Source organism: Neptuniibacter sp. PT8_73, assembly GCF_047778045.1.
Lineage (GTDB): Bacteria > Pseudomonadota > Gammaproteobacteria > Pseudomonadales > Balneatricaceae > Neptuniibacter.
In genome coordinates this window covers 561,397-575,951 of the sequence record NZ_CP180545.1, presented here as the reverse complement: position 1 = coordinate 575,951, position 14,555 = coordinate 561,397, and the positions used below count along the sequence as shown (strand labels likewise).

Sequence of the window (14,555 nt, the reverse complement as noted above, 5' to 3'; positions counted from 1 at the left end):
TGTAGACAGTTAAAGAACCTTAGCCTTCTCCTTAGATTTATCTTTACTCGGAAACAACAAACACGCGATTGCTGGCAACAAGATCAACGCACCAAGCATATTCCAAATGAACATAAAGGTTAGAAGAATCCCCATATCTGCTTGGAATTTTATTGGCGACAGCGTCCAAAGCACCACACCGATCGCAAGCGTTAGCCCCGTAAAAGCAACGGTTTTACCTGTACTCTGCAAGGTTTCTAAATAAGCCTTGGACAATGAATGACCTTGTTTGAGGAAGGTCTGCATTTTGGAATAGATATAGATACCATAATCAACACCTATGCCCACACCTAAAGCAATCACGGGCAGGGTTGCCACCTTAACACCAATACCCAACTGAGCCATTAACGCCTGACAAAGAACAGAGGTTAACGCCAAAGGCGCGATAATACAGATTACCGTTCGTATCGACCTAAACGTCAGCAAGCAGAGTAAACTCACAACAGAATACACCCAAATCAGCATTTCATACTGAGCCGTCTCAATGACTTCATTAGTTGCAGCTTCAAAACCTGCCTTACCAGCAGCCATTTTGAATTGGATATTCTCTGTACCGTATTCAGCAGCAAAATTATCGACTGCTGCCGTAACACCCTTCAGCGTTTGGGCCTTATGATCATCCAAGAACACGATCACTGGCAGTAAAGAACAGTTAGAGTTCATCAAACCTGCTGGCACATGAGAAAGCGAGGCATTAATTACGTATTGATTACGTAGCACTGTTCGCCATTTCAAACTGCCCTCATTAAGGCCAGCCGTAACTCGCTCGGATACATCGACTAAGGATATGCTTGATTGAACGCCTTTAATTGAACGCAGATAAAACTGAAATCTATCCACAACTTCTAAGGTTTTATAATGGCTACACTGCTCCTCTTGCGTTGTCACCATCACCACAAATACATCACTCGATGTTGAATAGTTAGAGGTCACAAATTGATTGTCTTGATTGTAACGAGAATCAGCACGCAGCTCAGGCGCGCCGACATCAAGATCCCCTATCTGTAGTTCCTTACTGCCATAAATGCCCAGCACCAACATAATACAAGCAGCCGTTACCGCGATCGTTGCACCTATAGGACGTGAAAAGAAGCTCAGGTAATGCCAATAAGAACTTTCTGATTCAATACTACGCTTAGCTTTGGCTATCGCTCGCTTACCCACTCCAACGTAACTCATGAGCAATGGCAATAGCATCAGGTTAGTCAGCACAATCACCGCCACACCCAACGAAGCAGCAACCGCCAAATCTTGGATCACTTCAATCTCTATCACCATTAAAGTGATAAACCCGATTCCGTCAGAAATTAGCGCAGTAATGCCTGGAATATAGATCGCTTTAAAAGCATGTCGTGCCGCAACCAACTTACTCGAGCCTTTAGTCGCCGATTCTAAAGTGATCGTATTTACAATCTGAACACCATGACTGACCGCTATAGCAAACACCAAAAACGGCACCAACATCGAATAGGGATCGATACCATATCCAAGCAGGTTAAGTAGACCTAACTGCCAAATAACCGCAGCCAGAGAGCAAACCAGCGGAACGATGGTGCCCATCACGCTACCAGAATAGAGATAAAGCAGTAGTAATGTGACGACTATTGCCACAGCAAAGAACAGCGCAACTTCGGTAGCACCATCGATCAGGTCGCCAACAATTTTGGCAAACCCTGTCATATGAATATCGATTTGATCTGAGCTGTATTTATCTCGTACTAGCGTTTCGAGTTGCTCGGAGAAAGCTTGGTAATCTAGTTTTTCACCGGTTTCTGGATGTAAATCAAATAGCGGCACTTGCACCATGGCCGATTTAAAATCGTTACCCACCAGAATGCCAACTTGACCTGAACGTAAAATATTCGTTCTTACCTGTTCTAAGCTTTCACTAGAACCGTCATACTTGGCTGGGATTACAGGCCCACCTACAAATCCATCCTCCGTTACCTCTGTCCAACGCACATTGGGCGTCCAGATAGACTTGAGCGATGATCGGTCGACCCCAGGAAGAAAAAATAGCTCGTCCGTCACCTGCTTTAGAGTTGTCTGAAATTCAGGTGTAAAAATATCACCCTCTTTGGCAGCCACAACTACACGGATACTATTTCCAAGGCCTGCTAGATCGTCACGATACTCAATATAGTTTTCAACATAAGGGTGTGAAGCAGGGATCATTTTCACAAAGCTAGCATCAGGGCGAACTTGAGATGCCTGCCAAGCCAACAGCGCGGTTATCAATATAAAAACCAACAACAATACTTTGCGATAGCTAAACAGAAGTGTTTCCGCTAATTGTTCACTGGTATTGATCGGCCATAACAGAAGGGCAGATAACTTATTCATTCCCTGCATTCTCCTCTACAGCTATTTTGGTGACACCCGCTTCACCTACAGCTATAAGCTGATCACCGACATAAGTAACAGCGGAATAACTTAGCAAACCTCGTTTAGAGAAAGCCTCAAAACCGCTCGCGGTCTTTTGTAAAAGTACCCCACCTTGTCCGACTAGATATACTTTTCCACGCACTTCCACTGCATCATTAATAGTCGATTTAGTTGGAAGTTCTATTTTTTCCCAAGCATCTACATCAATTCTTTTAAGAGCATTACCTCTGAGCCCCATAAGATATAAGCTTCCACTTTCCACCATGGAAAAGAAGGAGCCGTCGTAAGGCACAGAAAGGCTTTTCCAACTCAAGCCATTGTCATTACTTTTAAGTAATAAACCCGCCTCACCAAGTACAAACAGTTCACCTTGCTTTGTGTAGAACAGCCGATTCAAATGCAGACTGTCAGGGTTAGGCAATTTGTGGCCGGTGTAATACCAATTAACACCCGCATCATCTGTTTCAACTAAAAGACCATAAGCACCTACGGCAAAACCTTTTTGTGAATCAATAAATAAGACATCCAATAGCGGAGAGCTAGCACCCTCTTCTACTGCGAACTGAGCGTCTTCTAATTGGTATTCAAGGGTTTCAATATCCAGTGGATCACTGTCACTTTGTGTAGATAGCTCAGAGAGTGATTCCTCAATCGCGTTTACTCTCATTGCATTGAGTTGGTTGCCATCCAAGACTAACCGCCATTTAGAACCAGCATCTTCACTCGAAAGCATGATGCCGTCATGTCCGACCGCCCAACCACGTGTATGACTCAAGAAATTAACACCTGTCAGCAATGCACTCACAGGCACCTTCGCTTGTTGCCAGTTATTACCTTCATCATCGGAGAAGATAATCGCACCCTGTTCACCTACTGCAACCAAGCGTTGATCAGCAATGCCTATATCAAGCAATAGACTACTATCCAAGCCATCTTGCTCTAAAGCAGGGAGAATTAATCTATCTGCTTTTACCAAACCTATATTTAACAAGAGCGCTATACTAAGTAACGCTGTTGGAAATCGTTTTAGCATGTAAAACCCAATTATTATTTTTGTCGGGAGGATGTTTGCAGCTTGCTACAAAGCCAGCAATTGCTCAATAACATCCATCCGCATATTTACTAACAATAATAGTCAGCAATTTCATAATGTCTGACAATCAATGTGAGACTAACTCGTCTACATACTGCGATCCGAAATACTTAAAACTGATAATTTAGGCTTTTTCTGATATACAAAACCCTTATTAGAAACAAATAGTTACAAATAAGTTATATTACAATTTTATGACATAACGCATATTCAAATAACAACTTACATGCTAGGTTTAGCCTACGTTTGTTGTAGGGTTAAAAATAAATATGTTTAAACCTTTTCGTAACTTCTTCGTGCATATTGCGACGATTCTATTTGCCAGTGGCCTTTTCGTAAGCGCTGCAGCCGATAACAACGGCCAATATATTCGTGTCTCTGATTACTTGGCAGCTCACCCTGAACAACGTCAAAAGATGCAGGCTTTTTCTAAGATCGTGCGTGAAGCCGCCTCCCCCTTAGATAAAACCAATGAAAAACCGATCAAAATTGCAATCATCTATCCTGCAGAACAATCCTCTGACTACTGGCGTAGAAGTGTCAGCACCCTTGAAAAACGTTTATCCGAACTTAATGTTTCATATGAGATCAACAGCTATTTTTCTCGACCTACAGTTGATATTTCATTACAGAGCGAACAACTCAATAGCGCCATTGCTTGGGAACCTGATTATTTAATCTACACACTCGATGCTCTTCGCCATCAAGCAATGATCGAAAGAATCCTATTACGCGGGAAACCTAAATTAATACTGCAGAACATCACAACCCCACTTCAGCAATGGCAGCAACTCAAACCTTTCCTCTATACAGGCTTTGATCACGAGAAAGGAACTCAGTTACTTGCCGATCAGATGCTAGAACAACACTCTAAAGGCAAATATTCCATGCTCTATTTCTCACGTGGATATGTGAGCAAAATGCGTGGAGATACATTTACTCAACAAGCCGTAAACAACCCCGACATAAAGTTAGTAAGCAGTTACTACACAAAAGGAAACAGTGAAATCGCCTACAAAGCAACACTGGCGACCCTAAAAAAGACCCCAGATTTGAATATGATTTTTGCCTGCTCAACCGATATCGCTTTAGGTGCGCTCAAAGCATTAGATGAAAACAATCTCAACGATCAAGTAACCCTAAATGGTTGGGGTGGTGGTGACAGGGAAATTGAGGCACTTCTAGAAGGTAAATTAGACCTCACTGTTATGCGAATGAATGACGACAGTAGTGTCGCAATGGCCGAGGCTATAAAGATGGATATTTCAGGCCAAAGTAGTAGTGTGCCTCATATCTATTCAGGCGATATTGTTTTATTGAGCAAGAACACAGACAAGGATGAGATCGAACAACTAAAGAAAAGAGCTTTTCGCTACAGTAGTCACGGGCAGTAATCAGTGAAAAAAGTTAAGTTTTCCACAGCTATCTTATCCATTGTACTCTGTGCACTTACAGTTATTGCCTTAGTGTTGCTAATACCTGCTTATCAAGGGTCGCAACGGGCACTGCTAGAAGAGATCAACTTATCTCATTCCCGAAATCAGAAAGTTCTTCAACAGTTTTTCGATAAATACCTAAAAGCGGCCGCGTTTAACGCCGAGCAAATTAGTCAGCGCGACATCCTAAAGGTCGATATTGAAACCCAGCATCACCAACATCTAAACCAGTTTTTACAGCAGCAGCTTGCTGGACAAACAGGTGAAAGCATCCATGCATTTGTATTGGAAACACAGCAAGGTAATCACTACGAATTTATCAATACCTCTCTTCTAGGTATGCAGCTGAACCTGAGTGAATTGACCAAAGAATTTATCCCAAATCGCAGCTGGAAAGTACAATCAGTTTCACATGACACAGCTACACCACTGCACCTCATGCGGATTACCTTTCCCATCATCAGTGATGACTTGGGCGAAGTAATAGGAACATTACATTCATTTATTCTGTTAAATGATCACTTTAAATTACTCAGCGAGATTCAAAGTTTAACCGGTGCAGAATCCGTTGTGTTGTATTTCAACCAACACGTCACATCTAGCTTAGCACTCACACCTAAGCTTCAAGCAGTACTCCAACAGTCAAAACCAGATACTCTGTTTGAGGTATTCGAGGACGATAGGATCATCCACCACTATCAGTTCTCTGTGAGTACACAACAACAATTAAAAGTTGTAGCCACACTGCCAAACTCTTCGATCCTTGCCCTAGAACTAGCGTATACCAAAGATCTAGGTATGGCGATCACAGCAGCGCTGCTCATCGGACTTCTAACTGTTTTAGCAATTTCGCGTTTAACCAAAACATCGCTCGTACGTTTAGTTCAGTATGCAGAGGACATGGCAATCAATCGTGATGCAGAGCCATTTAAACCCGGCCACTTTTCTGAATTTAACCTTTTAGGCAAAACCTTAGAGCATATGGTTGGTCGAATAAGTGAGCACGAACAACAGCTCAACGGCATTATCACGAATACACCTAATATCATCTTTATTAAGGGGGCTGATCTGCGCTACCAAATGATCAGCCCTAATTATTATGATCTGATTAAAGACACATCAGTAAAAGTAATTGGTAAAACCGACCATGACCTTTATTGCCCACAGCATGCCGACACACTAAAAAACAGCGATTTAGAAGTGATGCGGACAAGCTGCCCTATTCAAATCGAATACACTGGGGCCACTGAACTAGGCCGTCGTAATTACCTAAGCACCAAGTTTCCTCTCTTTGACGAATCAGGAAATGTCTATGCCATTGGTGGTATCGTGACTGATGTTACCGACCTCAAAAGTGCGCAAAGCCATATCCAATTAGCCGGACAAATTTTCGATCAAGCCGATGAAGCTATCTTGGTCATAGATACTCACTTAAAAATGGTAACCAGCAACAGCGCTTGCCATCAGCTTTGTGGCTCTGACGACCTTACCATCAACCAATTTAGCCGCAGATTCTTCGCTGAGCATCCAGAAATCCGCTATAGCCTAAAGCAAGACAAACGCTGGCAAGGTGAAACTCTGATTCGCAAGCCAAACGGCCAAGCTTTCCCGGCATGGCTATCGGTAAGTAACTTATACACAGAAGATGATGAAGAACGCTTTGTACTGATATTTTCTGATATCAGCGCAAAAAAAGAAGCAGAAACTAAACTTGAGAAACTATCTCACTATGACAGCCTGACTGGATTACCTAATCGAAGCCTGTTCTTCGATCGTTTGAATTCTGCCATTGCCCGTTCAAATCGCGAGAAGAGCCAAATTGGCTTACTGTTTATCAATATTGATCGTTTCAAAAACATCAATGATACATACGGACATGCCGCCGGGGACGAATTACTTAAAGCCACCGCGAACCGTATTGCCGGTTTCATAAGACCTGATGACACAGTGTCACGCTTAGGTGGCGACGAGTTCGGTGTAATTTTACAAAGCATTGATAACATCGACACCGTGAGTCATATATCCCATAGAATAATCGAATCATTAAGAACACCTTTCCAACTCGATAATTTCACGAGTAATGCTCCGGTAAGTATAGGTATCGCTCTGTATCCTGATGACGGCAAGAATGCAAAGCAGCTACTAACCAATGCTGATACTGCGATGTACCACATGAAAGAGAAAGGCAGGAACGGTATTCTATTCTATGACCAAGAGATCAACCAAAAGGCTGAAGCTCAAACTCGCCTAGAAGAAGATCTTCGTCTTGCCTTACACAATCAAGATATCTTCCTGGTTTATCAACCGCGTTTCCATATCAATGGCGAAGACATACTAAGTGCAGAAGCACTAGCTCGTTGGAACCACCCAGAAAAGGGAATGATTCCTCCGGGACAATTTATCGAGCTGGCTGAGCAAACTGGTCTAATTGTAGAACTTGGAAGAGAAATTCTAAGCCAAGCCTGCCTGGCTGCAAAAGCTTGGAACATTAATCCAAATAAGCCTATGCCCGTTTCGGTCAACCTATCGGCAAGACAAATTTATGATCCAAATTTAATCGATGATATCAAAGGCGCACTTATTGATAGCGACCTTGCGCCATCATTGCTAGAGCTTGAGATTACCGAAACACTCGCAATAGATGACCTAGACAAAGTTATCAATAAACTTCAGCAGATATGTGACCTTGGTGTCAGCTTATCCGTAGATGACTTTGGTACCGGTTACTCATCCCTAATCTATCTAAAACGCCTACCGGTAAGCACAGTTAAGATTGATCGATCTTTTGTCACTGGCGTACCTGGAGATGCCGATGATGAAAACATCATCGCTGCGATTATCTCCATGTCCCACTCTCTACAACTCAAAGTAGTAGCTGAAGGGGTAGAAACGCAAGAGCAACTTAGCTTCTTGAAGAATCACCACTGCGATGAAATTCAAGGCTTCTTACTCGGCAAACCCGAAAGTAGTGCCCGCCTCTTAGAGTATGCGAACAAACCCCTAACAAGTTGATTATATTACTAATATAAAGAATTAAGCTCACAACCAAATAACCATAATTATTTTCAGTCTATCCATTGCAGGAACGCTAAAGCCATGGAAGAATACCGACCGTTCAGTCCGAGCCCTACAAAAACTTACACTTTGTAAGTGATTTTTCATGCAAATGTCATTTTGATGAATATACTTAGTCACTAAGCAGACAAACATCTGCTGTGGTTCTGCACGGAAGAATAAGTACTACACGGGATAGAAAGATCCCCGTCCAGAATAAACCGGAATTAAACTGGAGACAGATATGGCTTCTGTTCGCACAACTGATCGGGAACACGTGTATCCTGACAATGTCCGCCTTATTTCTACAACCGATACCCGCGGCATCATTACTTATGCCAACCCAGAATTCTGCCAAGTTGCTGGATACACTCAAGAAGAGCTTATTGGAAAACCTCACTGCTTAGTTAGGCACCCCGATATGCCTGCGGCAGCTTTTGAAGATCTATGGAACCATATCAAAGATGACCAGCCTTGGATGGGGATGGTCAAAAATCGATGCAAAAATGGCGATTACTACTGGGTTCAAGCCTATGTCATGCCTCTTTACGACAACAATGGTACCAAAACAGGCTACCAATCAGTCCGCACTCGTCCTAGCCAAGAACAGATTCAACGTGCTGAGCAGATTTATGGAAAGATTCGTAAATCACCACCAAAATCGGTTAAAACGACAAGTCTGGCTGCTCGAATTATAAGCATTGCCGGTTTAATGGGCGCGAGCATGCTGGCCTTAAACTTCGCTCCGATCTCTGAGCTATACCAATCCATCGCGATGTTAACGGTGCTGGCTGCTGGACTATATACGCTGTTTGCCAGTACTCGGGGTCTTAAAAAGATCTCATCTACCACAGATCAGATCTACAACAACCCATTAGCGCAATTAGTAATGACAGAAAATATGCATGAGCAAGGTTCTGTTGATCTAGCCGCCCGTATGATGCGCGCACGTTTACGGACGGTTATAGGTCGCGTTGAAGACAGCATTGAAACCTTAGGCGAGGTAATGAATGAAACAGATGCTGCCATCAATCAAACCACTGCGGGAATTCAGCAACAAAACAGCGAGAGTGACATGCTTGCCAGCGCAGCAACCCAGATGTCTGCCACGGCGCATGAAATAGCGCAAAATACAGCTCAAACCTCGCAAGCGACTCAAAAAGCATCAGATCTTGCTAACAACGGCAAAGAGAATATTGATGTCATGCTTGAAAGCATCACCGAGCTTGTTAGAGATGTGGAACAAGCATCAGAATCCTCAGATGAGCTTAAACATCAAGCCTCTTCAATCGAGCAAATCGTTAACATCATCAACGATATCGCGGAGCAGACAAATCTGCTGGCACTCAACGCTGCTATTGAAGCGGCACGCGCAGGAGACCAAGGCCGCGGATTTGCTGTGGTAGCTGACGAAGTACGCACCCTCGCTCAGCGCACACAAACCTCCACCAGCGAAATCAGAAGCACCATTGAAGCAATTCAAACTCAAGTTGCTGTAACCGCTGACACAATGCAGCGCTGTTCGGAACAAGCTCAAAGAGGGATTCATTTGGCTAACGATGCCAGCCAATCATTTGATTCCGTATCAGAAGCAATGCTAGAGGTCTCTGATCGCTGCATTCAGGTTGCTAGCGCTTCCGAACAACAAAGTTCGGTATCTGATGAGATCAACCACAACATTCTAAATATCCGCGATATTGCCAGCAGCAATATGACTGCCGCGGAGCAAACCAATAACGCCAGCAATAATCTGCATAAGTTGGTAACCGACCTACGCTCCATGATGAAAACCTTTACCGTTTAATTCTCAAGGTAATTAATTCCTTTGAAGGCCCTGGTTAAACCAGGGCCAATTCACACATCTATAAAGCGTTTCTACCGACCTTTCGGTCAGATATAATGTCGCATTGTATAGACTAGTAGCCATTTCACATTTAATATTGATTATCATTAGCAAAATTTTTACAGCCCCTGTCTGAATGAGCAAATCTAAAACCTTATGTAAGTTTAGCAAGAGCGATATAGAGCATCACTTCACTGAGATTGCCAAACATACCCGCTCAAGTACTTACCTATGTCGAAAATGTGCTCGTTCTGCCAATAGTAAAAAATGGCTGTGTAAACCCGTTGCTATGTGACGTAAATAATTAGTAAGGATTTACCTATGCTTAGCCCAGCAATGCTTGAAAAGCTCAACGAACAGATCAATCTAGAATTTTTCTCATCCAACCTTTACCTACAAATGGGTGCATGGGCCGAGTCTAAAGGCTATGAAGGGTGTGCTGAATTCCTTTACAAGCACGCTGATGAAGAGATGTCTCACATGAAACGTCTTTTCACTTATGTTAATGAAACTGGTGCAATGGCGCTGATTGGTACTATTGAGGCGCCTGACGCAGAATTCGAATCGATCCGTGATCTATTCGAAAAGGTTTATGAACACGAATGCCTAGTGACCAGCAAGATCAATGAATTAGCGCACACCGCATTTACAAATCAAGACTACTCAACTTTTAGCTTCCTGCAATGGTATGTTGCTGAACAGCACGAAGAAGAGAAGCTGTTTAATGGCATCCTAGATAAGATCAAAATCATTGGCGAAGATGGCAAAGGCTTATTCTTTATCGATAAGGAGATCGGTGAACTAGCCAAAAATGGTGATGGCGGTAGCATTATGGCCAGCACAGAAGAAGCCATCTAATCCTTATATTTCAACAAGTTATATAAACACATTAAAAACGGACAATAAATAAACTAAAAAAACTGCTGTTTTTTATATTTTTTTACTAAAGAAAATAATTTATTGTCCGATATTTAACCGAAAGTAGCCTCTCATGCCTAGCAAGGAGATATAGCGTGAACACTGATTGCAAGTATTGCTTTGAGTTAGTTAATAACGGGAAGGAACACCCACAGCTAAAAACGGTTAGTGATTTAGGTAACTCCCAGATCTGCAAATGCGGTAACTGCGGTGCCATGCTGATGAGTACAGCAGACAACTGGGAAATCGTAATCAAGGGGTCTGTTGCTCGACATCTCAAAAAGCATGCGAAAGAAGCTAAAGAAAAAGTTGCTTAGTAGCGTCCTAAGCAAAATTTTACTTGGCAGCCCAGATAGTTGCGCGTAGTTTTGTCATAGAAACTTAAACACGATTGGTTCCTATGCATTCACTTCGCCAGCTGATTGAACAAGATAATAATCACAACTTATTCGATCTACTCTCAAGTCTTTGCCAAGGCTCTATTGCAGTCGATGAAACAGCTTCAATTCTGTGGATGAACGATGCTTATCGCAAGCTTGTCGCTATTCCGGAAGAGACCGATCCAATTGGCTGTAATGTAGAAGATCTCATCCCCACGACTCAGTTGCCTCGAGTCATTAAAAGCGGCAAGCCTTCCTTTGTAGATCTAATGCAGATTAACAACCGCTGGTGTGTTGTTACTCGCCTCCCGATCAAGAATCAAGAAAATAAGATTATCGGCGCTATAGGCTTTATTTTTTACGATGACTTAGACAGTCTTCAACCACTATTCGACAAATTTGCTCGCCTACAGCGTAAATTTGAAGATGAGAAAATCATCCGCCCTAGTCGATACGCCCTAGATGACATGATCGGTAATGCGCCGAAGACACAGCAACTCCGTCGTCAGGCACTAAGAGCCTCACAACTCGATACAACCTTGCTTTTATTAGGCGAAACCGGGACGGGAAAAGAGTTATTAGCACAGGGTATCCATCATGCCTCCACACGGCGCAGCGGACCTTTTGTCGGCATTAATATGGGTGCGCTACCCGAATCGCTTGCCGAAGCTGAACTGTTTGGCACCGCTCCCGGCGCTTATACCGGTGCAGATAGAAAGGCACGCAAGGGCAAAGTCCAGCTAGCTGAAGGCGGTACTCTATTCCTTGATGAGATTGCAGAGATGCCTCTCGCCATGCAGGCAAAACTTCTTCGAGTCCTACAGGAACGTGAGGTAGAAGCCCTAGGCTCTAATCGCCTTGAAAAAGTCGATGTGCGCATCATCGCAGCAACCGCAAAAGATCTACGCAACCAAGTAGAACAAGGTTTATTTCGTGAAGACCTGTACTACCGTTTGAATGTCTTACCGATCAACCTACCGCCTCTAAGAGATCGAATCCAAGATATTCCTCTGCTATCCGAACACATGTTAAGCGAAATTCAGCGTCAATCGCAGCTACCGGAACTACCTCTGTCACAGTCAGCCCTAGAATGGCTCCAAAGCTACAGCTGGCCTGGCAATATCCGTGAACTGCGAAATCGCCTAGAACGAGGCTGCGTTATGGCTGAAGGCTCTTCAATAGAGGCGCCTGATTTAGGCGCAAATGAAGAACAGCCCCATCAAAGAAACCCTTTAACGAATCTAAAAAGCTATCGTAAAGAGCATGAGCGTTCAGCCATTGAAGAAGCGATACAGCAATGCAATGGCAATAAAACAGCGGCAGCCAAACTGCTGGGTATCTCAAGGGCAAGCCTTTATCAACGCCTAAGAGACGACAAAAGCGTCTAATAATTTAGACACAGACAGAAAACCGTCTATTTTAATAGACATATTTACGTATCCCGCCCACCATAAAAAACACACAACCCATTGTTTTTAAACAATATTTAAAACATGGCCCCTGCCTTGCTCTAAACAACTGAATTAAAAATAACAAGAATGGTATTCAGGATGTCTCAGAATAAGCTGATCACGGCCGATCAAGCGGCAGCATTAATTCAATCAAATGACACCATAGTGACTGGCGGTTTTATCGGTATCGGCTTTGCTGAAACTCTCGCAAAAGCGATCGAAAAACGATTTCTAGATCAGGGCACACCCAACAACCTCAGTCTGCTTTACGCGGCCGGCCAAGGCGATGCCCAAACTCGCGGCTTAAATCACTTTGCCCATGAAGGAATGATAAAGCGAGTCATCGGTGGGCATTGGGGCTTAGCTCCCGCACTCGGAAAAATGGCGATTGAGAATAAAATCGAGGCATACAACCTTCCTCAAGGGGTTATCTGCCATATGTTCCGCGATATTGCCGCAGGTAAACCAGGCACGCTCACACGGGTAGGTTTGCACACCTTTGTAGACCCACGTCTTGAAGGCGGCAAAGTAAATAGCCGTACAGAAGCGCAACTGGTACAGCTACTTGATCTTAACGGTGAAGAAGCTCTTCTATATAAGCACTGCCAACCAAACATTGCCCTGCTACGCGGTACCACAGCAGATAGTAAAGGCAATATCTCTATGGAACGTGAAGCACTGCCTTTAGATGCTTTAGCGATTGCGCAAGCCGTTAAAAACAGTGGCGGTAAGGTACTAGTACAGGTTGAACGTGTTACTGCGCAACATAACCTAAGTCCAGATAGAATCCGTATCCCGGGAATCTTGGTTGATCATATTATTCAAGCGCCTGCTGAAGACCACCCTCAGACATTTGCCGAAGTCTATAACCCAGCCTACAGCGGCGAAATTACATTACCGGCCCAAGCAAGCAAACCTGTTCCTTTAGACGCAAGAAAAATCATTGCTCGTCGCGCACTAATGGAACTGAAAAACAATGCCGTCGTCAATCTTGGTATTGGCATGCCTGAAACGGTAGCAGCCGTTGCAGCTGAAGAAGGAAAGATAGAAGACTTCACTCTTACCGTTGAGCCTGGCGGAATCGGCGGCCAACCTGCTAGCGGGCTAAGCTTTGGTGCAACAAGTAATGCTGAAGCGGTTGTAGACCAACCTGCTCAGTTTGATTTCTATGATGGCGGCGGTTTAGACCAAGCCTTTTTAGGCTTAGCTGAAACCTGCCCAGAGGGTCACGTTAACGTTAGTAAATTCGGCCCTAAACTCGCTGGTGCAGGCGGATTTATTAACATTACTCAAAACACTAAAGATGTTTATTTTCTCGGCACTTTCACCTCTGGCAAACAACGTTTAGAGGTGCACGAGCACGGCTTAAAAGTGATAGAGAACGGGCCTCTTAAGAAATTTAAAAAGTCTGTTCAGCAAATTACATTTAATGGCAGTTACGCTATGCAATGCCAACAGCGAGTAACCTTTATTACTGAACGCGCGGTATTCAAGCTCACGCCGAAAGGGCTTTTACTGACAGAAATAGCACCAGGCATCGACCTGCAAAAGGATGTACTGGATCAGATGGAGTTTATGCCGTTAATTGATGATCATTTAACTCCAATGGATGAGCGCTTATTCCGTGAAAGCCCAATGCGCCTCAATCAACCTGGTAGTAGACCGATGCAGCAGATGAGGGCATTAATGAAGAACGTTCTTCAACCGCAAAAACCGGTTCCACAACCTTCAAAGATGTATTCAATTTCGTAAGATCGTCCTTTTATCATCCAGCAATAAGATAGGGGAAGGTACACAACGTACTGACCCCATTGCCATATTCTCGCTGTGCGGCGGACTTGTGCTAAGGCTCTATTCTTATTGCAGAGAGCGGTTCACGTCATTACTCAAATCTATACTGCACTTCACCGCAGCCCCGGATTTTAGTTTTTTGGCCGCTCTCCGGATGTTTTTTCA

At 43.6% G+C, this 14,555-nt stretch carries 9 protein-coding genes; 7 read left to right on the top strand and 2 right to left on the bottom strand.

Going from position 1 to position 14,555, the window contains the following annotated elements; translation table 11 throughout:
* Positions 1-9 precede the first annotated feature (9 nt).
* Both ACMXYN_RS02435 and ACMXYN_RS02430 read right to left on the bottom strand, forming a co-directional pair.
* Positions 10-2,382: an efflux RND transporter permease subunit gene (locus ACMXYN_RS02435; protein WP_415893342.1), complete on the bottom strand. Its 2,373-nt coding sequence runs from the start codon at positions 2,380-2,382 to the stop codon at positions 10-12.
* Entirely contained in the window at positions 2,375-3,457 is a 1,083-nt protein-coding gene (locus ACMXYN_RS02430) for a WD40/YVTN/BNR-like repeat-containing protein (protein ID WP_415893341.1), read from the bottom strand. Before ACMXYN_RS02430 ends, ACMXYN_RS02435 begins: the two co-directional genes overlap by 8 nt.
* A gap of 329 nt (positions 3,458-3,786) precedes the next feature.
* Between ACMXYN_RS02430 and ACMXYN_RS02425 the strand changes: the two genes are divergently transcribed.
* The 7 genes from ACMXYN_RS02425 (at position 3,787) to ACMXYN_RS02395 (ending at position 14,351) form a co-directional block, all read left to right on the top strand.
* Complete coding sequence (locus tag ACMXYN_RS02425) at positions 3,787-4,911, top strand: substrate-binding domain-containing protein (RefSeq protein ID WP_415893340.1); 1,125 nt, start codon at positions 3,787-3,789, stop codon at positions 4,909-4,911.
* Between the two features lie 3 nt (positions 4,912-4,914).
* On the top strand, positions 4,915-7,965 hold the full coding sequence (locus ACMXYN_RS02420) for an EAL domain-containing protein (RefSeq protein WP_415893339.1): 3,051 nt from the start codon (positions 4,915-4,917) through the stop codon (positions 7,963-7,965).
* 286 nt (positions 7,966-8,251) lie between these two features.
* On the top strand, positions 8,252-9,811 hold the full coding sequence (locus ACMXYN_RS02415) for a PAS domain-containing methyl-accepting chemotaxis protein (protein WP_415893338.1): 1,560 nt from the start codon (positions 8,252-8,254) through the stop codon (positions 9,809-9,811).
* A 360-nt stretch (positions 9,812-10,171) separates the two neighbouring features.
* On the top strand, positions 10,172-10,708 hold the full coding sequence (gene ftnA, locus ACMXYN_RS02410; protein ID WP_415893337.1) for a non-heme ferritin: 537 nt from the start codon (positions 10,172-10,174) through the stop codon (positions 10,706-10,708).
* 155 nt (positions 10,709-10,863) lie between these two features.
* A complete protein-coding gene (locus ACMXYN_RS02405; protein WP_415893336.1) occupies positions 10,864-11,085 on the top strand; it encodes a hypothetical protein in 222 nt (73 codons plus the stop codon).
* Positions 11,086-11,168: 83 nt separating this feature from the next.
* Entirely contained in the window at positions 11,169-12,536 is a 1,368-nt protein-coding gene (locus ACMXYN_RS02400; protein ID WP_415893335.1) for a sigma-54 interaction domain-containing protein, read from the top strand.
* Positions 12,537-12,698: 162 nt separating this feature from the next.
* The gene (locus ACMXYN_RS02395) at positions 12,699-14,351 is read left to right on the top strand and encodes an acyl CoA:acetate/3-ketoacid CoA transferase (RefSeq protein ID WP_415893334.1); all 1,653 of its coding nucleotides are present in this window, start codon (positions 12,699-12,701) and stop codon (positions 14,349-14,351) included.
* The last annotated feature ends 204 nt before the right edge of the window (positions 14,352-14,555 follow it).